The following is a 17,517-nucleotide window of genomic DNA, read 5'->3' as shown; positions in this document are numbered from 1 at the left end:
CACCATGTCGGTCGTCGTCACCTGGCTCGTCACCTCGCCTCGCCTCCCGGCCGGGCTCCTGACCGCGCACGCGTGGGACGTCCTGCGTTCCGCGCCGGTCGTCGCCGCAGCGGCGAACAGCGACCAAACGACGGCGCTCGCGGCATTCGGAGTCGACATCACGATCGCCGGGACGACCGACGCCGCATCCACCCTCACCGATGCCGGTGGGGTGTGGATCGCGTCCCCCGACGGTGACGACGCGTTGGCCGAGGAGCTCGCGCGCCGCATGTCGACGGACCCGACCGCGTTCACATTGGAGCAACTCGTCGGCTCATGGGATCCGCCGGGCGCCAAGTTGTTGGACCTCGTGGCGGTCATCGACCGACTCCGCTCCCCCGGTGGCTGCCCGTGGGACGGCGAGCAGACCCATCGGTCCCTCGCGCCATACCTGCTCGAGGAAACCTACGAGACCCTCGACGCGATCGACACCGGTGACGCCGTCAGCCTGCGTGAGGAGCTCGGCGACCTGCTGATCCAACCGCTGCTGCACGCGCGGATCGCCGCCGAGGCGCAGGACGGTTTCGGCGTCGACGAGGTCGCGGGCGACGTCGTCGAGAAGCTGGTGCGGCGACACCCGCACGTCTTCGCCGGGGAGGAACTCGGCGATCGGGACGCGTACCGCCTGTGGGACAGGCAGAAGCGCGCCGAGAAGACGGAACGTCGATACGCCACGGACGGCGTGCCGCGCGCCCTCCCGGCGCTGGCTCTCGCGGGCAAGTACCTGTCGCGGATCAAACGCGCCGGGGTCGAGATCGAAGCGCCGTCGGCGACGACCGCCTCCACGACCGACGCGGTCGCCTCACCGGAAGCCCTGGGAGAGGCGCTGCTCGCGCTCGTGGCAGAGGCGTCCGACGCCGGTCTGGACCCGGAGCTCGCACTCCGAGCCGCCGCCGAACGCCACGCGGCCGCCGCACGCGCCATAGAGGACAAGAACCGCCCCTGAACGTCGGGCCCACTCCCCCAACGTCACAACCACTCCCGAATCTCATTCGCGGCTCCACTGGCGAATCTCTTGAGGCACAAGGCTTCCAGAAATCCTGTGTGGATATTCGTCGGACCTTCGGTCGCGCCCACCGGGTCGGGCTCACGGGATGAAAGGCGTGGCGGAACTGTCGGGTGGCATGCCGACGACGCGCTTGGATCAGCGGCGAAGTGTTGTGGCCATGCGCATTCCGGCGACCACGACCATCACAAGAGCTGTCGCCGTTTGCTCCGACGCTCGGGGCACGGCGTACTCGCTCGACCCGGCGCCAACACGTCGAGTCCTCAACGGCGGCGGTATTGCTGAGCGCCGTCGCGGTCTCGCAGGATGACGCCGTGGTCGTTGAGTCGGTCGGTGATGGCGGCGGCCTCGCCGGCTTTGCCGTCGGCGAGTGCGCGGCGACGGGCGAGCATGAGTTTGTCGAGGTCCTCGGGCAGATCGGGGTGGCCCTCGACCCACTTGCGGTAGGCGGCCTCGTTCGGGTCGCCCCCGTCGATCCACGGGTATCCGAATTGCCGGAACGCGTCCGAGACGGCGGCAGCGTCGAGGTCGCTCGCGTTGTGACGGGCGATCGGCGCGGATTCCGCGTCGAGTAGGACGAGGTCCTTGCCGTCCCGGAAGGCCTGAGCGACGCGTTCGCGGGGAACGTACTTCTCCTCTCCCTCGTGGATCAGGCTGACGTGATCGTGGGCGACGGTGAGCACGAGGCTGTCCTCAAGCGCCTGCTGCGCGAGCCACAGACCGATAAGGAAACCGACGCCGGCGAGCACCGGTACAGCCCAGACGGTCGGAAGCTCGGCGGCGAGGCGCAGCGGGCCTGGCGCTGACCCGATGAGGCCGACGATCCAGTTCACTATGGGGCGAATCGTGAAGGCCAGCCCGGCGCACACGATCGTGGGAACCGCGACGAGCAGGTAGGGCCATCCCGACCACATCCGGACCGTGACGGGGGTGGTCATCGAGTGCTCTCTTTCGTTGGCGGGGTGAGGAATCCGAGGACGGTGCGACGCAGCGGCGATCGCGGGTCGAAGTCGGGTCCGGCGTTGAGGAACGCACCGTCGATGATGGACTGTATCCAGGCGGCGGCCGGGAGCGGGTCGAGGGTCGCGTCCACCACGCCGACCGCGATCGCGCGCTCGATCAGCTCCGCCAGTCCATGCTGGATGATCGCGGCGTTCTCGGTGATCGCCCGCATCAACAACGGGTCGTTTCCGACCTGGCGCAACAGCTCGACCAGAATGCCGGACGCCGACGAGTCCATCGCCGGTTCGACCAGCTCATCGACCATGACCAGGAGCCCGGAGAGCGGGTCGGACTCGGCGTGGCAGCGCTCGACGAGTTTCCGGGACAGGGGTAGGTCCCGCTCGAAGACCGATCGGAACACGGCACGTTTGTCCGCGAAGTAGTAGAAGACGCTTCCGGCACTGATGCCTGCGGCACGCGCGATGTCGGCGGCGGTGGTGCCCTCATAACCCTTGCGCGCGAATAGTTCCGCGGCGGCGAGGGTGATCTCCTCGCGTCGCCGGGCGGCGCGGGCTTCGTCAACGGGGCGTGCCATCACGTGACGAGGCTAGCAGATTAACTGACTGGTCAATCAATTAACTGTCGGACGACTCGTCGACACGGCGCGCGCGGACGTTCTGCCAGGCCAAAGGGTCACCGTCGAGAACGGCGTCCGCCAGCGCGCGAGCGGAGTCCGTCACCAGCGCGTCATAGGACGAGTCGATCCACGGTTGGACCGTCACCACACCCTGCGTCCGATACTCCACGGCCTGGATCAGGCATTCCAACTTGTCGGCGTCGCGAGCACAGATCGCCTCGGGCGTCGCGCGGGCCTCGTACTCGGCTACCGCGGCGGTGATGACGTCCGACACGGCCGGCGGACACGCGGCGACCTGATCGACGGTGACGTCGAGGTTCTCGACCGCGGTCACATAGGAGCGTCCGATATGGGGGATGTCGCCGACCCTGGTCTCCTGGCTGTCGTGCAGCGTGCACAGCAGCGAGACCCTGGCCGCGTCGGCGCCCTCCATCGCGGCGATGACCGTCCCCACGATCGCGGCGCGGAACGAGTGTTCGCCGATGCTCTCGGGATCGCGTATCCCGGCCACCCACCAGCCGGTCCGCCGAGCGCGTTTCAGCACTCCCATCTCGAAGAGGAATCCCGCGGCCCCGTTCGCATCCGCCGTCACGTCATTCGCCTTCCGTCCGTCCCGAATGTGCGCCGTCGATGGAGGATAACGCCCCACGAACCGGCGATGACGCCTGAAAGAGTCGTGGCGATCGCGACGGAGAAGGCCGGAATTGTCGGCCGGTTTCTTGTCAACGCGAATATTGTCGACAATTGACGTAGCGATTTTGGTGGTGTTTGTCCGGATATATACCCCCAAATCAGTCCAAAATCCGGAGCGGATCGTATCCGCTACTTTGGTATCCATGCCCCCCGGCGACACAAGTGCATCAGTCACCCAGGCAAGCCGAGAGACGAATCTGGACCTCAGGCCGCCCTCGATATCCGACGGCAATGGCATGTGGACGCTCGCCTCCGCGTCCGGGACGCTCGACGTCAACTCCCGCTACAGCTATCTGCTGTGGTGCCGAGACTTCGCCGACACCAGTGTCATCGTCACCGACGGAGGCGACTACGCCGGATTCCTCACGGGATACCGCCGCCCGGACTCGCCCGACACCTTCTTCGTCTGGCAGATCGCCGTGGCCGACTCCCACCGAAGACGCGGGCTCGCTCGCCGCATGCTCGACCACGTCGTGGCTCGAGACGGCGCGAACCCCCGGTTCGTCGAGGCGACCGTGACGCCCGACAACATCCCGTCGACGCGCCTGTTCGAGTCGTTCGCCGACGCGAACGACTGCCCCATGAGGCGCGACGAGCTGTTCAGCGAACGGGCCCTTGGGGACGGTCACGAGCCAGAGATCCTCTTTCGGATCGGCCCGCTCCACGACCACACCTGAAAACCCGTTCCACACCTGGGTTCCGAGCCGGCCCAGGGGCGCGTCGATCCCCAACGGACGCGTGGAACGGCAGCCGTAGGCCCACCCGGAAAGACCATGACGGTATTTGAAGAAGTCGAATCCCACGTCCGCTCCTACTGCCGAGGCTGGCCGACCGTCTTCACCACGGCCACCGGTAGCACCATCCACGACGAAGCCGGAAAGTCCTATATAGACTTTTTCGCCGGCGCGGGTGCCCTGAACTACGGGCACAACAACCCCGTCATCAAGAACGCCCTCGTGGAATACCTGACCGGCGACAACATCGTCCACGCCCTGGACATGCACACCGTCGCCAAACGCCAATTCCTCGAAGACTTCCGCGACCTGATCCTGCGCCCCCGAGGCTTCGACTACAAGGTCCAGTTCCCCGGCCCCGCCGGCACGAACGCCGTCGAAGCCGCGATCAAGCTGGCCCGCAAGGTCACCGGCCGCGAACTCATCGCCCGCTTCACCAACGCGTTCCACGGAATGACCCTCGGCGCGCTCGCCCTCACCGGCAACGCGATGAAACGCGAAGGCGCCGGCGTCCCCCTCGGCCACACCGTCACCCTGCCGTACGACCAGTACCTCGACGGCCAAATGCCGGATCTGCTGTGGATGCGCCGACTCCTCGAAGACTCCGGCTCCGGCGTCGGCCAACCGGCCGCCGTCATCGTCGAAACCGTCCAAGGAGAAGGCGGCATCAACGTGGCGCGCGCGCAATGGCTGCGCTCACTCGCCCAGTTGTGCGCCGAGAACGACATCCTGTTGATCGTCGACGACATCCAGATGGGTTGCGGCCGAACAGGTCCGTTCTTCAGCTTCGAGGCCGCCGGGATCACGCCGGACATCGTGTGCCTGTCGAAATCGCTGTCCGGTTACGGGCTGCCGATGGCCGTGACCCTGCTGCGGCCCGAACTCGACGTGTGGGAGCCCGGCGAACACAACGGCACCTTCCGCGGTTACAACCCCGCCTTCGTCACCGCCAGCGCCGCCCTCCGGCACTACTGGAAGGACGACGCGTTCTCCCGCGCGACGACGGCGAAGGCCGACCACATCGTCGACACCCTGACCACGATCGCGGCCGAACACGCGGACGTCGGCGTGACGACGCGCGGTTCTGGCCTCGCGCAGGCCCTCGCCTTCGACAACCCGAAGTACGCCCCGGCAATCTGCTCGACCGCCTTCGAGCGCGGCCTGCTCCTCGAGACGGCCGGACCGCAGGACGAAGTCGTCAAACTGCTTCCGGCACTGACCATCGACGACGAACAGCTCCACAACGGGCTGCGAATCCTCGCCGAATCCACCCGCGACACAGTGAAGGAGCTCGCATGATCGTTCGCAGACTCGCCGACATCATCGGCACCGATCGAGACGTCCTCGGCCACGACCGAGACGTCGCCGAAGGCACCTGGCGTTCGCGGCGCCTGCTGCTCGCGGGAGACAAAGTCGGTTTCTCGCTGCACGACACCGTCCTCTTCGCTGGGACGGAGACGTCCATGTGGTACGCCAACCACACCGAGGCGGTCTACGTCATCGAAGGCGAAGGAGAACTCGTCGACCACACCAACGGGGCGAAGCACGCGCTCGCCCCCGGAACCATGTACCTCCTGAACGGTCACGAGCAGCACACCCTGCGCGCGTTCACCGACGTGCGCACCGTCTGCGTGTTCAACCCCCCGGTGACCGGTCGCGAGGTGCACGACGACAACGGCGTCTATCCGCTGTTGACAGAGGAGGATGATCAATGACCATTCGCGACATCTATCCCACCCGCACCGGCCGGGAACCCGTCATGCTGTACCGCACCGACGACCCGACCGTGTACGGCACCGCCACCGACGGGCCGATCGACGCCGACACACTCGACAGCTACGGCGACAACGGCTTCCTGACGATCGACCAACTCGTCAGCCCCGAAGAGCTCACGGTGTACCAAGCCGAGCTGAACCGGCTCCTCGTTGATCCGGCCCTCAACGGCGACGAGCGCGTCGTCCGGGAGAAGAACTCGGACGAGATCCGGTCCATCTTCGAGGTCCACAAGATCTCCGAGGCGTTCGGCGCCCTGCTGTCGGACGATCGACTCGCCGGCCGCGCTCGCCAGATCCTCGGCTCCGATGTGTACATTCACCAGAGCCGCGTCAACTACAAGCCCGGTTTCAAGGGCAACCCCTTCTACTGGCACTCCGACTTCGAGACCTGGCACGCCGAGGATGGGATGCCTCGCATGCGGGCGGTCAGCCTGTCCCTCGCGCTGACCGACAACCACGCCTACAACGGTGGGTTGATGATCATGCCGGGCTCCCACAAGACCTTCGTGTCCTGTGTGGGTGAGACGCCCGACGATCACTACCGCGAGTCGTTGAAGGAGCAGGAGGTCGGCACACCGGACGAGACGAGCCTGTCCGTCCTCGCCGAGAAGTACGGCATCGAACTGTTCACCGGCCCGGCGGGCTCGGCGACGATGTTCGACTGCAACTGCATGCACGGATCGAACGGGAACATCACGCCCTTCCCACGCTCCAACGTCTTCGTCGTCTACAACAGCGTCGAGAACACCTGCGTGGAGCCGTTCTCAGCACCTCGTCCCCGCCCCGACTTCATCGGCACGCGTGACTTCACGCCAGTGAAGCGGAAATAGGGCACGCCAGTGAAGCGAAAGTAGAGAACGCCAGTGAAGCGGAAATAGGGCACGCCAGTGAAGCGAAAGTAGAGAACGCCGGTGAAGCGGAAATAGGGCACGCCGGTGAAGCGAGAATAGGGCGCTCCGAACGGAAGTAGAGAACGCCAGTGAAACTGATCGGCCGTCGCCGTCGCGGTGCTCCAGAAGTCGAACGCCCTGTATAGCGGCCTTAAAGCCAGGTTTCTCCGATCGGAAGCCCTCAGGGCCCGGTGCATCGCACCGTCCTTGGGGGCTTCCGCCGTGCCCGGATCGCGACGTCGACGAGCGAAGCGCTCCCGGTCCACGCGGTACCCGCCTGAGGTGTCGGCCACGACGAGAATCCGTCGGATCTGTACGACGACCTCCGACAGTCGGCGTTCGCCGGAATGCCGGCCCCTCGGTGGCTACCGGGCCGTGATACGGCGCGTACCAACGCTTCTCGACATTTCAGGCTCGATAATAAACATAGTGGACGCTTCCTCTCCATGATTGATATTCAATGGACGAACAGAACGATGGTTAATACCGTCATCGCCATGACACATCTGCGTGGCCTCGGTTACCTACTTGGACTGCAAGGGGCCGCGCTGCTGCGGGGCATGCGGGAGGGAACGGCGGACCGAGCGTTCGTCGAACGTCGCATCGATGAGATCCGACAGTTGCTGGACGACCCCGCCCTCAACGCCGACGAGGGTGTCGACGCCTCTCTGGGGGACATCAGCACCAACGACGTCTATCAACAGTGGGCGCCCGCGTACGACGGCCCGAACACGATGATCGATCTCGAAGAACCCCTCATTCACTCCATTCTCGACGATCTACCGCTGGGTACGGTGCTGGATGCGGCGTGCGGGACCGGACGATACGCCGCCCATCTCGCCGAGAAGGGCCACCGCGTCATCGGCGTGGACGCCTCACCGGACATGCTCGCCGTCGCACGGAAGCGGCTGCCCGACGTCGATCTGCATGTGGCCGGATTGGAGGCGCTCCCCTTGCCCGACGACTCCGTGGACATCGTGGTGTGCGGGTTGGCGTTGGCGCACGTGCCCGACCTCGTGCCGGTGATGGCCGAGTTCGCCCGCGTGCTGCGCCCCGGCGGACACCTCGTCATCTCCGACGCTCACCAGCTGCTGTCCTATGTGCGCCCGACCTTGGCGAGGTACGCCGAAGACGGCGCACCTCCGAGCATTCTCGTCGAGCACCATCGACCCCTCAGCGCATACCTTGCGGCGGCGCTGCCGATGGGCTTCCAGGTCAGGCATTGCGCCGAACCGAAGAGCCCTCGCGAATCGCGGTCCCAACTCGACGAGCCGCTGTCCGACCCGCCACCGACGCATGTCTCCTGGGAGATCCAAGGATGGTGCCCGGAGGCCGCCGCGATCGCCAACGACGTCCCCTCGATCGTCATCTGGCATTTCCAACTCGACGACGAGGCGAAGTCCGGCCAATGACGAGTCCAGAACGGATGAAAGCGCCACGCGGCCCCACACCGTAGCGGGCGCGGCTTCTCGGTGACCACATCGACTGCCGCTCAATGAATCACTGAACACCTCCTCCGGTTCGTCGTTGACCGTCATCCCCGCAGCTGACGCTACCCGGGTCGGCTGAAGCCAGCCTGAAGCCGCCTGATGTCGGCTTCAGGCTTCCTCGTCCTGACCCAACTACCCTTGTGGGCATGGCAGCTGACTTCCACGACCGCGCCGAGCGCATCGTCGACGCCCTTCTCGAATCCGACCCGGAAGCCGCCCTCTGGGCCGGGGACCACCGTTTCGACGGGAGGCTTCCCAATCTGTCCCAGTCCGGCGTCGTCGAGACCGTGACGATGCTGCGCGAGGCCGCCGACGCGCTCGACGACGTCGACCCCGACACCCTGGATCCGGCGGACGCCGTCGATCACGAGATCCTGACGAACGAGGTTCAGTCTCGACTGTTCACATTGGCGGACAGCCGCGAGCAGGAGTGGGATCCCCTGATGCACAACCCGGGGCACCTGCTCGACGCACTGCTGACGAAGGCGGTGACGCCCGCCGACGAGCGCGCCGAGGCGTACGCGCAGCGGTTGGAGGCACTCCCGGACGCCCTGGTGTCGGCGCGCGCGACGCTTCGGGATGTGCCCCGCATTCACGCCGAGACGGCGGCCGCCCAGTTCCGCGGCGTCGCCGAACTCGTCCGGGCGCAGTCACCGGCGCTGGCCGCGTTGGAGTCGACGTTGACCGGCCGGATCACCGGCGCGGCCGCGTCCGCGGTGACGGCGTTGACGGAGTTCGCCGACGCGATGGACGCCCAGCCGGACGGCCGCGACCCTCGGCTCGGCAAGGAGCGCTGGCAGGCGAAACTCTGGTACAGCCTCGGCAGCATGATGTCGGCCGAGGAGGTGGTCGCCCACGCGCGCAAGCGTCTCGACGAGGTGACCGAGGAGATGGCGGAGCTCGCCGGGTCCATCACGGGCCTCGGCGGGCGAGAGGCGATCGTCGCGGCTCTGGACGAACTGGCGAAGGAGCGGCCCGACAACGATACGATCGTGCCGCTGGCGCGGCAGACCTTGGAGGAGACGACCGCGTTCGTCGCGGAGCACGACCTCGTCTCGCTCGTCGACGATCCCCTCGAGATCATCACGATGCCGGAGTACGCGAGGGGCGTCGCCGTCGCCTACTGCGATCCGCCCGGCACCCTGGAGACGGCGGCCGTGCCGACGTACTACGCGATCTCGCCCACGCCGGAGGATTGGAGCGCGGAGCGTTCGGCGTCGTTCTTCGCCGAGTACAACAACCACATGCTGCGGAACCTGACGGTGCACGAGGCGATGCCGGGGCACTATCTGCAGCTCGCGCATTCGCGGCGGTATCGCGGGTCGACCCGGGCCCGAGCCGTCAACTACAGCGGCACCTTTGTGGAGGGTTGGGCGGTGTACGCCGAGGAGTTCATGGCGGACGCCGGTTTCGGTGGTGACGCGGTGCGCATGCACCAGCTGAAGATGCAGCTGCGGATGATCATCAACGCCCTCCTGGACCACGGTGTCCACTGTGAAGGAATGGCCGAGCAGGAGGCGATGGATCTGATGACCCGGCGCGGCTTCCAGGCGGAGGGCGAGGCCGCCGGGAAATGGCGCCGCGCGCTCCTGACGTCGACGCAGTTGTCGACGTACTTCGTCGGTTACACCGAGGTCGCCGCGATCGGCCGGGAGCGCCCGTCCGGAATGAGTCCGAGGCAGTGGCATGACGCGATGTTGTCGTTCGGCAATCCGACACCGAAGGCGATCCGGAGGTTGCTCGGCCTCGACGCAGGGTAGCCCGTCCGGCACCTGACGACCTCGTGGCGGCCCGCGTGCGACTCGCCCGGGCCACCACGAGTGGCATCCCGAGCCGGCTACCACTCGGTACGTTGTCGCGCGGCACACCGGCGCGCCGCGCACCGTCCACCTCCGAAGACGGACCTCTAGACTCGCGGGCGGACGACGCGTCGTCGGTGAGCGCAGCGCAGCGCTCTTCTCGCGGTCGGCCGGTCACCGACACCGGCCATCGATCCGCGCAGGTCACGCCGCACGTTACGTTTCAGCGATCCGAGACAACCGCTCTAAGGAGTGCGCACAGTGGCAAGCATCGAGAACATCGCCGCCCGTCAAATCCTTGACTCTCGCGGCAACCCGACCATCGAGGTGGAGGTGCTGCTCGAAGACGGCAGCCACTCACGGGCGGCCGTCCCGTCGGGAGCGTCGACGGGCGCGTTCGAAGCGCTGGAGTTGCGCGACGAGGACCCGTCGCGGTACCTGGGCAAGGGCGTGCAAACCGCCATCGACAACGTGAACGAGCGGATCGTCGACGAGCTCGTCGGGATGGAGGCGAGCGAGCAGCGTCTCATCGATCAGCGCTTGCTCGACATCGACGGCACGCCCGACAAGAGCTCGCTCGGCGCGAACGCCATGCTGGGCGTGTCCCTGGCGGTGGCGCGGGCGGCCGCCGAATCCGCGGACCTGCCCCTGTTCCGCTACATCGGCGGCCCGAACGCGCACGTGCTGCCGGTGCCGATGCTCAACATCCTGAACGGCGGCGCCCACGCGGACTCCAATGTTGACATTCAGGAGTTCATGATCGCACCGGTCGGCGCGCCGACGTTCGCGGAGGCGCTGCGGTGGGGCGCCGAGACGTACCACGCGCTGAAGTCCGTCCTGAAGAAGAAGGGCCTGTCGACGGGCTTGGGCGACGAGGGCGGCTTCGCGCCGAGCCTGGGCGCCAACGCCGACGCCCTGGAGCTGATCACGACGGCGATCGAGGCGGCCGGCTTCCAGCCGGGTCGCGACATCGTCTTCGCGCTGGACGTCGCGGCGACGGAGTTCCACTCCGACGGGACCTACACCTTCGAGGGTGAGAAGAAGTCCGCCGAGGACATGATCTCCTACTACGCCGAAATGATCGGCCAGCACCCGATCGTGTCCATCGAGGACCCGTTGTCGGAGAACGACTGGGACGGCTGGGTCGAGATGACGGCGGAGCTCGGCGGCAAGATCCAGATCGTCGGCGACGACCTCTTCGTCACCAACCCGGAGCGTCTGCGTCGCGGCGTCGACATGCAGGCGGCGAACGCCCTCCTCGTCAAGGTCAACCAGATCGGCACGCTCACGGAGACGCTGGACGCCGTGGAACTCGCGCACCGCAACGGTTTCCGTTGCATGATGAGCCACCGTTCCGGCGAGACCGAGGACACGACGATCGCGGACCTCGCGGTCGCCACCGGTTGCGGCCAGATCAAGACGGGCGCTCCCGCGCGTTCCGAGCGCGTCGCGAAGTACAACCAGCTGCTGCGCATCGAGGACGAACTCGACGACGCGGCCCGTTACGCGGGTGCCGGGGCGTTCCCGAAGTACCGGTAGCCCCCTCGTCCACGAAAGTCGCCACGGGCGGTGGTGGAGTGCGAACTCCACCACCNCCCTCGCTCTGCCCTCCGTTCGCCCGATCCGGACCGCCACGAGAATCCTGAGGGGGTTCGGCGATTCCGGGTACGAGCGGCATCCGTTCCGGCGGCCTTGACGGCCCCCAACTACGCGACCACCGACTCATCCGATTTGTTCCATTATGGTGGCTCTTCGACGACATTGGTGCATCTGCCGCCTTAAATCGTCGCTAAGTGACATGTGTTCGGGCATCGATCCGATGCCATTCAGCCTAGGTATTCAGTATCCTCAATACTTCAATACCGAAGTGGGGTTAAAGCTCGCCTCACCGAAAGGACGACACATGACAGCTTTCCGAAGGCTGCTCGCCGTCGGCGCGGCCACCGCGCTCGTCACGGTGGCACTCGGCCAGCAAGCGGGCGCGGAGCCCGCCACCAATGACGGCGCACCCGCCACGTGGAGCGTCGACATGTCCCCCGCCGTGTTCGCCGACCTGACGAACGACGGCTTCGACATCGAGCACTACGACGGACAGAGCGCCGTCGTCGTCGGCGACACGACCGTCGCCGCCGACCTGCGTGATCGAGGACTGAACCCGGCATTCCTCGACACCGTTTACAAGCCCGTCCCCGAGATGTCCACCTCGGCGGACACCTACTACGGCGGCTACCACACCGTCGACGCCCACGAGGCGCACCTCGACCAGGTCGCCGCCGACAACCCGGACCTCGCCACCGTCTACGACATCGGCGATTCCTGGTTGAAGACGCAGGGCCGGGGCGGCCACGACATCAAGGCGATCTGCCTGACCGCCAAGCAGGACGGCGACTGCGAACTGTCGCCCGACTCCGCGAAGCCGCGTTTCTCCGTCATCGCCCAGATCCACGCCCGCGAGGTCGCCACCGGCGAGATCGCGTGGAAGTGGATCGACAGCCTCGTCGCGGGCTACGGCACCGACACCGCCATCACGGAGCTGATGGACACCACCGAGATGTGGGTCGTCCCGATCGCCAACCCGGACGGCGTCGACATCGTCGCCTCGGGTGGGAACTCGCCGGAGCTGCACCGCAAGAACGCCAACGACTCCAACGGCAGCTGCGTCGGCGTCGACCTGAACCGCAACTCCTCGTTCGAATGGGGCAACGACTCCAACAGCCCGTGCGCCGAGACCTACCAGGGCCCGAGCGCCGCCTCGGAACCCGAGGTCGAGGCGATCGAGAACATGCTGCGCGGAATCCACCCCGACCAGCGCGGGACAAGCGCCACCGATCCGGCACCGGCGGACGCCCGTGACGTCTTCATCTCGCTGCACTCGTACGGCAACTACATCATCGTCCCCTGGGGATACACACAGGACACGTCGCCGAACGACACCGAGCTGCGCGCCCTCGGCGACGCGATGTCGGAGTCGAACGGCTACTTCGTCGGCACCAACGAGGACACCGTCGGCTACTCCACATCGGGCACCACCGATGACATGGCCTACGGCGAACTCGGCGTCGCGAGCTTCACGTTCGAGATCGGCGAGAACAGCTGGTGGGGCGACTGCACCGGCTTCCTCCCGGCATACTCCTGCGTGGACGATCTGTTGTGGCCTGAGAACCAGGGCGCCCTGATGACGGCGGCGCAGGCGGCCGCCGCGCCGTACACGCTCTAGCACCCCGCACCCCGGCCCGGAACCCCACGGTTCCGGGCCGTTCCCATGACGGATCGCAGTCCGGCCGGAGTCAGGATCGAGAGGTAATCGTGAGTTTCGTCTTCGACGTACACGACGAGACGGTGTGGAGTCCGTCATCCAGAGTGGGACGGCTGTACGTCGATACGGCCGAGACGTTGTCCCGCTTCGGCGCGGTTCCGTCGGGGCTGGTCGCCATCGCCTCCGACATGTACGAGCTCGATCCGATCACGTTCCCGAGCTTCGTCCGGACTCTGCTGGACGAGCAGTCGATCGCGCACCCGATCTACACCGTCCTCATCGAGGGATTCGTGCTCACGAGCGGCGTCATGATGGAACGAGGCGGCATCGGGGATGATGCCGTCGCAACCGTCATCGCACGTTTCCCCACGAGGTCAACGGAAATCGGACGCGCCATGCCCCGTCTGTGAGGTGGTCGACTCGCGAACGACAAGGCGAGTCGACGGTGGGAGGCTGTCCGCGTGACTGAGATCGAGTACCGGCCACGGTTTCCCGTGGACGATGACGAGCTGTCGGCGCTGCACGCGAAGGCGTTCGGGTCGACGGCGACGACGATTCCGTGGGCGCGACGGTTGGAGCGGCACAGCCTCACGTGGATCGGCGCGTTCCTCGGTGATCGCCTCGTCGGCTTCGTGCACGTGTGCTGGGACGGCGGTGCACACGGCTTCCTGCTCGACACCGTCGTCGATCCCGACCACCAACGGCGCGGCATCGGACGACGGCTGGCCGCCTCGGCGATCGCGGAGGCGCGCGACGGCGGCTGCGAATGGCTGCACGTCGACTATGAGGCACGGTGGGACGACTTCTACCGGCGCTGTGGGTTCGGTGCGACGAAGGCGGGGCTGTTGCGTCTTTGACGTTCCACCGCCCACGCCGCTCGCGACCGGATGTCAGGTTCCGAGGCCATGGTTCCACCGGGCCGAAGACCAGGACGTCCACTTGGCCGATCGTCGTCGACAAGGCGCCCGGTGAGTCGTCGACGCACGGCGCTGCCGGTTCGAGGACATGGACGAACCGGGCGAGACGATCGTCCCGCCCGGGGTGGTCGAGAGTCAGGCGGTGCGGCGCATCGTCGTGTGGGACTGCGGCCGAGCGGGACCCTCGTCGCGGGACCACCACCACGCGTACGTCAGCGCGCCGGAGGCGTCCAGCGAGATCACGATCTTCGCGTTGATCGGCTCGAAGGCCACGAACACACCGGGCTCGGCCTCGGTGAAACGCACGATGCCGGGCAGTTCGTCCGACACGACGTGCAGTTCCCCGCGAGCGCGTTCGTCCTCGGCGAGCATGCAGTGGTCGACGTGCTGGACGCCGTCGGCGCCGACCGCCTCATAGTCGATCAGTACGACACGGCCGTCGACGGCCGTGCGGACTTCGCAGCGGGAACGGAAGGGGCCGCTTTCCGGGCCGTCGCCCGCGCCGCGGTAGACACCGGGGAGGGTGGCGAGTCGGGCCAACAGGTCACTCATGGCGACGACGGTATCCATACCGTGCCACCGGGTCCGCCAACGTCGCGGCCGGCATGGATCATTCCTGGTTGACGACGTGATCACACTCATCCGTCACATCCGCCGCGTCCGCATCACGCGTGCAATAGCATCGGACGGGAATTCTGACGCGGCAACCGTCAACAAAGGAGCAACATGGCCGTCTACTCGCTTCCCGATCTCACGTACGACTACGGTTCGCTGGAGCCGGCGATGTCGGGTGACATTCTGGAGCTGCACCACAGTAAGCACCACGCGGCCTATGTCAAGGGCGCCAACGACACTCTCGACAAGCTCGCGGAGGCCCGGGACAAGGGCGACTTCTCGACGCTCGTCGGTCTCGAGAAGACGATGGCGTTCAACCTGTCGGGGCACGTCCTCCACTCGATCTTCTGGAAGAACCTGTCGCCGGAGGGCGGCGGACGTCCGGAGGGCGAGCTGGCGGCCGCCCTCACCGAGTTCTTCGGCAGCTACGAGGCATTCTCGGGTCAGCTGACGACGGCGACGACCGCCGTCCAGGGCTCCGGTTGGGGCGTCCTGTCGTGGGAGCCGCTCGGTAAGCGTCTCCTGATCGAGCAGGTCTACGACCACCACGGCAACGTCGGTCAGGGAACGACGCCGTTGCTGGCGTTCGACGCGTGGGAGCACGCGTACTACCTGCAGTACCGCAACGTCCGGCCCGACTACGTCCAGAAGCTGTGGGACTTGGTCAACTGGGGCGACGTGACCGCTCGGTTCGACGCCGCGCGCGCCGCGAGCTAACCCGCTCGCGGGTTCATCCGGGTTTGACACAATGGCCCGGTGACCGCACGCAAAGGCCCAAGCGGACAGGGGCCGCGCACCCGTCGTCCCGTCAAGGGCCGGGGGCGCCCGCCGCAAACGCCGCGGNGCCNGGCNCGCACGTCGNGCCGGGCGCCGTCGCGTCCTCGTATTCGCCGTATCCGATTCCGCCCACCGTGGCGGATGTCGGGCAGGACGGCGGTGATCGCGCTGGTACTGTCGGCGCTGGCGTTGTCCTACGCGTATCCGGTGCGGACGTACCTCGAACAGCGCGCCGAGATCGACGCGTTGCGCGATTCGCAGGAGGCGCAGTCGGATCGCATCGACGCGCTGGAGACGGAGCGGGCGCGCTGGGACGACCCGGAGTACGTCAAGACGCAGGCACGAGACCGGCTGCTGCTGGTGGAGCCGGGTTCGGAGTTGATCATCATCATCGACGATCCCGAGGGCGCCGCCGCCGACGCGGGGATCGAGCCGGAGCCGCCACCCCCAGCCCCCTGGTACGACGACCTGTGGGACACCTTCAACGAAGCCGACCAAATAGGACAATGACTGAGATCTCCGACGCCGACCGCGACGCCATCAAGCGCCAACTCGGCCGACCCCCGCGCGGCGTCCACGCGATCGCGTACCGCTGCCCGTGCGGCAAACCCGCCGTCACCGAAACCCTTCCTCGGCTGGAGGACGGCACGCCGTTCCCGACGATGTACTACCTGACGTGCCCGAAAGCGTCCGGCGCGATCGGCACGCTGGAGGCGTCAGGCGTCATGAAGGAGATGACGGCCGAACTCGAGACGGATCCCGACCTGGCGAAGCGCTATCAGGCGGCCCACGAGGCGTACCTGGCTCGCCGAGCCGAGCTCGGCGACGTGCCCGAGATCGCGGACGTCTCGGCCGGGGGCATGCCCACTCGGGTCAAGTGCCTGCACGTTCACCTCGCACACGGCCTCGCGGCGGGTCCGGGCGTCAACCCGTTCGGCGACCGGGCGCGAGAAGAAATCGGCGAGTGGTGGGCCAACGGGTGCTGCGTGGAGGACGACTCATGACGAACGTCGCCGCCATCGACTGCGGAACCAACTCGATCCGCCTTCTCATCAGCGACCTCAGTGGCGAACGCCCGCGCGATCTGGTGCGAATCATGGAGATCGTGCGTCTCGGTGAAGGTCTGGACGAGACGGGCCGGATCGGCGAGCCCGCGCTGGAGCGGACCGCCGCCGCGTTGCGCGACTTCACCGCGCTCATCGAGACCCATCAGCCGAAGGCGGTGCGGATGGTCGCGACGAGCGCGAGCCGGGACGCCGAGAACGCCGACGAGTTCCGAACGATGGTGCGTGGAATCCTCGGTGTCACACCGGAAGTCATCACGGGTGACGAGGAGGCGCGACTGTCCTTCGGTGGCGCCGTAGCGGACCTGCCCTCGGCGACCGAGCCTCGGCTCGTCGTCGACATCGGAGGCGGGTCGACGGAGTTCGTGCTCGGTCTCGACACGGCGGACGCGGCGCGTTCCGTCGACATCGGCTGTGTTCGGATGACGGAACGCCACCTGCGCTCCGATCCACCCACTGTGGAGGAGATTCGGGCGGCGCAGGAGGACATCGCCTCGCATGTCGCCGACGGCTACGCGGCCGTCGACCCCGATCGGTCGGCGACGACGCTGATCGGGCTCGCCGGTTCCGTCACGACGGTCGCGGCGCTGGCCCTCGGCTTGGACGAGTACCGCTCCGACCGGATCCATCACGCGCGGGTCAGCCGCGCCGACGTCGACGCGATCACCTCGGAACTGTTGGCGGAGACGCGAGTGCTGCGCCTTCGGCACGGCGTCATGCACCCGGGGCGCGCGGACGTCATCGCGGCGGGCGCACTCGTCCTGCGGACCATCATGGAACAGGGCGGTTTCGACGAGGTGGTCGCGAGCGAACACGACATCCTCGACGGCATCGCGGCGAGCATCGCCTGATTCCCCAAGGGGCCACCCGGTCTACCCCCAGC

At 67.0% G+C, this 17,517-nt stretch carries 19 protein-coding genes; 15 read left to right on the top strand and 4 right to left on the bottom strand.

Annotation, left to right across the window (positions count from 1 at the left end):
• The first annotated feature begins 4 nt into the window (after positions 1-4).
• A complete protein-coding gene (locus ACM9NP_RS17845) occupies positions 5-985 on the top strand; it encodes a nucleoside triphosphate pyrophosphohydrolase (protein WP_415647858.1) in 981 nt (326 codons plus the stop codon).
• 323 nt (positions 986-1,308) lie between these two features.
• Here the strand turns inward: ACM9NP_RS17845 and ACM9NP_RS17840 are convergent, their stop codons facing one another.
• Genes ACM9NP_RS17840 through ACM9NP_RS17830 form a run of 3 tightly spaced genes read right to left on the bottom strand, consistent with a single transcriptional unit; the run spans position 1,309 to position 3,174 of the window.
• Positions 1,309-1,983, bottom strand: a complete 675-nt coding sequence (locus ACM9NP_RS17840) for a YqeB family protein (protein WP_415647857.1) — start codon at positions 1,981-1,983, stop codon at positions 1,309-1,311.
• The gene (locus tag ACM9NP_RS17835; RefSeq protein WP_415647887.1) at positions 1,980-2,582 is read right to left on the bottom strand and encodes a TetR/AcrR family transcriptional regulator; all 603 of its coding nucleotides are present in this window, start codon (positions 2,580-2,582) and stop codon (positions 1,980-1,982) included. The genes ACM9NP_RS17840 and ACM9NP_RS17835 overlap by 4 nt, the downstream gene beginning before the upstream one ends.
• A gap of 40 nt (positions 2,583-2,622) precedes the next feature.
• Positions 2,623-3,174 carry an HD domain-containing protein gene (locus ACM9NP_RS17830; RefSeq protein WP_415647886.1) on the bottom strand — a complete coding sequence of 184 codons (552 nt, stop codon included), beginning with the start codon at positions 3,172-3,174 and terminating at the stop codon, positions 2,623-2,625.
• A 286-nt stretch (positions 3,175-3,460) separates the two neighbouring features.
• Here ACM9NP_RS17830 and ectA point away from each other — a divergent pair, with 286 nt between their 5' ends.
• The 10 genes from ectA (at position 3,461) to ACM9NP_RS17780 (ending at position 14,118) form a co-directional block, all read left to right on the top strand.
• Positions 3,461-3,994 (top strand): diaminobutyrate acetyltransferase, encoded by a 534-nt coding sequence (gene ectA, locus ACM9NP_RS17825; protein ID WP_415647856.1) that lies wholly within the window; start codon positions 3,461-3,463, stop codon positions 3,992-3,994.
• Positions 3,995-4,090: 96 nt separating this feature from the next.
• Positions 4,091-5,350: a diaminobutyrate--2-oxoglutarate transaminase gene (gene ectB / locus ACM9NP_RS17820; RefSeq protein ID WP_415647855.1), complete on the top strand. Its 1,260-nt coding sequence runs from the start codon at positions 4,091-4,093 to the stop codon at positions 5,348-5,350.
• Positions 5,347-5,766, top strand: a complete 420-nt coding sequence (locus tag ACM9NP_RS17815) for an ectoine synthase (RefSeq protein ID WP_415647854.1) — start codon at positions 5,347-5,349, stop codon at positions 5,764-5,766. The genes ectB and ACM9NP_RS17815 overlap by 4 nt, the downstream gene beginning before the upstream one ends.
• Positions 5,763-6,656 carry an ectoine hydroxylase gene (thpD, locus tag ACM9NP_RS17810; protein ID WP_415647853.1) on the top strand — a complete coding sequence of 298 codons (894 nt, stop codon included), beginning with the start codon at positions 5,763-5,765 and terminating at the stop codon, positions 6,654-6,656. Before ACM9NP_RS17815 ends, thpD begins: the two co-directional genes overlap by 4 nt.
• 557 nt (positions 6,657-7,213) lie before the next feature.
• On the top strand, positions 7,214-8,128 hold the full coding sequence (locus ACM9NP_RS17805; RefSeq protein WP_415647852.1) for a class I SAM-dependent methyltransferase: 915 nt from the start codon (positions 7,214-7,216) through the stop codon (positions 8,126-8,128).
• A gap of 224 nt (positions 8,129-8,352) precedes the next feature.
• Positions 8,353-9,966: a DUF885 domain-containing protein gene (locus ACM9NP_RS17800; protein ID WP_415647851.1), complete on the top strand. Its 1,614-nt coding sequence runs from the start codon at positions 8,353-8,355 to the stop codon at positions 9,964-9,966.
• Between the two features lie 300 nt (positions 9,967-10,266).
• Positions 10,267-11,544 carry a phosphopyruvate hydratase gene (gene eno, locus ACM9NP_RS17795; RefSeq protein WP_415647850.1) on the top strand — a complete coding sequence of 426 codons (1,278 nt, stop codon included), beginning with the start codon at positions 10,267-10,269 and terminating at the stop codon, positions 11,542-11,544.
• 364 nt (positions 11,545-11,908) lie between these two features.
• Positions 11,909-13,222: a M14 family zinc carboxypeptidase gene (locus ACM9NP_RS17790; protein WP_415647849.1), complete on the top strand. Its 1,314-nt coding sequence runs from the start codon at positions 11,909-11,911 to the stop codon at positions 13,220-13,222.
• An 89-nt stretch (positions 13,223-13,311) separates the two neighbouring features.
• Complete coding sequence (locus tag ACM9NP_RS17785; protein ID WP_415647848.1) at positions 13,312-13,671, top strand: DUF6086 family protein; 360 nt, start codon at positions 13,312-13,314, stop codon at positions 13,669-13,671.
• 60 nt (positions 13,672-13,731) lie between these two features.
• The gene (locus ACM9NP_RS17780; protein ID WP_415647885.1) at positions 13,732-14,118 is read left to right on the top strand and encodes a GNAT family N-acetyltransferase; all 387 of its coding nucleotides are present in this window, start codon (positions 13,732-13,734) and stop codon (positions 14,116-14,118) included.
• Positions 14,119-14,313: 195 nt separating this feature from the next.
• On the opposite strand, the gene ACM9NP_RS17775 is transcribed toward ACM9NP_RS17780, so the two are convergent.
• Positions 14,314-14,730, bottom strand: coding sequence for a hypothetical protein (locus ACM9NP_RS17775; RefSeq protein ID WP_415647847.1), 417 nt, complete (start codon positions 14,728-14,730; stop codon positions 14,314-14,316).
• Positions 14,731-14,904: 174 nt separating this feature from the next.
• Between ACM9NP_RS17775 and ACM9NP_RS17770 the strand changes: the two genes are divergently transcribed.
• From ACM9NP_RS17770 to ACM9NP_RS17755, 4 genes are all read left to right on the top strand, one after another.
• Positions 14,905-15,510: a superoxide dismutase gene (locus ACM9NP_RS17770; RefSeq protein ID WP_415647846.1), complete on the top strand. Its 606-nt coding sequence runs from the start codon at positions 14,905-14,907 to the stop codon at positions 15,508-15,510.
• A 201-nt stretch (positions 15,511-15,711) separates the two neighbouring features.
• Positions 15,712-16,080 carry an FtsB family cell division protein gene (locus ACM9NP_RS17765; RefSeq protein WP_415647884.1) on the top strand — a complete coding sequence of 123 codons (369 nt, stop codon included), beginning with the start codon at positions 15,712-15,714 and terminating at the stop codon, positions 16,078-16,080.
• Entirely contained in the window at positions 16,077-16,574 is a 498-nt protein-coding gene (locus tag ACM9NP_RS17760) for a DUF501 domain-containing protein (protein ID WP_415647845.1), read from the top strand. Before ACM9NP_RS17765 ends, ACM9NP_RS17760 begins: the two co-directional genes overlap by 4 nt.
• Positions 16,571-17,485 carry a Ppx/GppA phosphatase family protein gene (locus ACM9NP_RS17755; RefSeq protein WP_415647844.1) on the top strand — a complete coding sequence of 305 codons (915 nt, stop codon included), beginning with the start codon at positions 16,571-16,573 and terminating at the stop codon, positions 17,483-17,485. The genes ACM9NP_RS17760 and ACM9NP_RS17755 overlap by 4 nt, the downstream gene beginning before the upstream one ends.
• The last annotated feature ends 32 nt before the right edge of the window (positions 17,486-17,517 follow it).

The sequence above is a fragment of the Stackebrandtia soli genome, assembly GCF_965137155.1.
GTDB lineage: Bacteria > Actinomycetota > Actinomycetes > Mycobacteriales > Micromonosporaceae > Stackebrandtia > Stackebrandtia soli.
This window is presented reverse-complemented; position numbering and strand designations above follow the sequence as displayed.

Excerpts from the sequence above, each read along its gene's own strand:
- ACM9NP_RS17845 (WP_415647858.1), top strand. The coding sequence starts at position 5 with ATGTCGGTCGTCGTCACCTGGCTCGTCACCTCGCCTCGCCTCCCGGCC.
- ACM9NP_RS17840 (WP_415647857.1), bottom strand. The coding sequence starts at position 1,983 with ATGACCACCCCCGTCACGGTCCGGATGTGGTCGGGATGGCCCTACCTG.
- ACM9NP_RS17835 (WP_415647887.1), bottom strand. The coding sequence starts at position 2,582 with ATGGCACGCCCCGTTGACGAAGCCCGCGCCGCCCGGCGACGCGAGGAG.
- ACM9NP_RS17830 (WP_415647886.1), bottom strand. The coding sequence starts at position 3,174 with ATGGGAGTGCTGAAACGCGCTCGGCGGACCGGCTGGTGGGTGGCCGGG.
- ectA (WP_415647856.1), top strand. The coding sequence starts at position 3,461 with ATGCCCCCCGGCGACACAAGTGCATCAGTCACCCAGGCAAGCCGAGAG.
- ectB (WP_415647855.1), top strand. The coding sequence starts at position 4,091 with ATGACGGTATTTGAAGAAGTCGAATCCCACGTCCGCTCCTACTGCCGA.
- ACM9NP_RS17815 (WP_415647854.1), top strand. The coding sequence starts at position 5,347 with ATGATCGTTCGCAGACTCGCCGACATCATCGGCACCGATCGAGACGTC.
- thpD (WP_415647853.1), top strand. The coding sequence starts at position 5,763 with ATGACCATTCGCGACATCTATCCCACCCGCACCGGCCGGGAACCCGTC.
- ACM9NP_RS17805 (WP_415647852.1), top strand. The coding sequence starts at position 7,214 with ATGACACATCTGCGTGGCCTCGGTTACCTACTTGGACTGCAAGGGGCC.
- ACM9NP_RS17800 (WP_415647851.1), top strand. The coding sequence starts at position 8,353 with ATGGCAGCTGACTTCCACGACCGCGCCGAGCGCATCGTCGACGCCCTT.
- ACM9NP_RS17790 (WP_415647849.1), top strand. The coding sequence starts at position 11,909 with ATGACAGCTTTCCGAAGGCTGCTCGCCGTCGGCGCGGCCACCGCGCTC.
- ACM9NP_RS17775 (WP_415647847.1), bottom strand. The coding sequence starts at position 14,730 with ATGAGTGACCTGTTGGCCCGACTCGCCACCCTCCCCGGTGTCTACCGC.
- ACM9NP_RS17770 (WP_415647846.1), top strand. The coding sequence starts at position 14,905 with ATGGCCGTCTACTCGCTTCCCGATCTCACGTACGACTACGGTTCGCTG.
- ACM9NP_RS17765 (WP_415647884.1), top strand. The coding sequence starts at position 15,712 with ATGTCGGGCAGGACGGCGGTGATCGCGCTGGTACTGTCGGCGCTGGCG.
- ACM9NP_RS17760 (WP_415647845.1), top strand. The coding sequence starts at position 16,077 with ATGACTGAGATCTCCGACGCCGACCGCGACGCCATCAAGCGCCAACTC.
- ACM9NP_RS17755 (WP_415647844.1), top strand. The coding sequence starts at position 16,571 with ATGACGAACGTCGCCGCCATCGACTGCGGAACCAACTCGATCCGCCTT.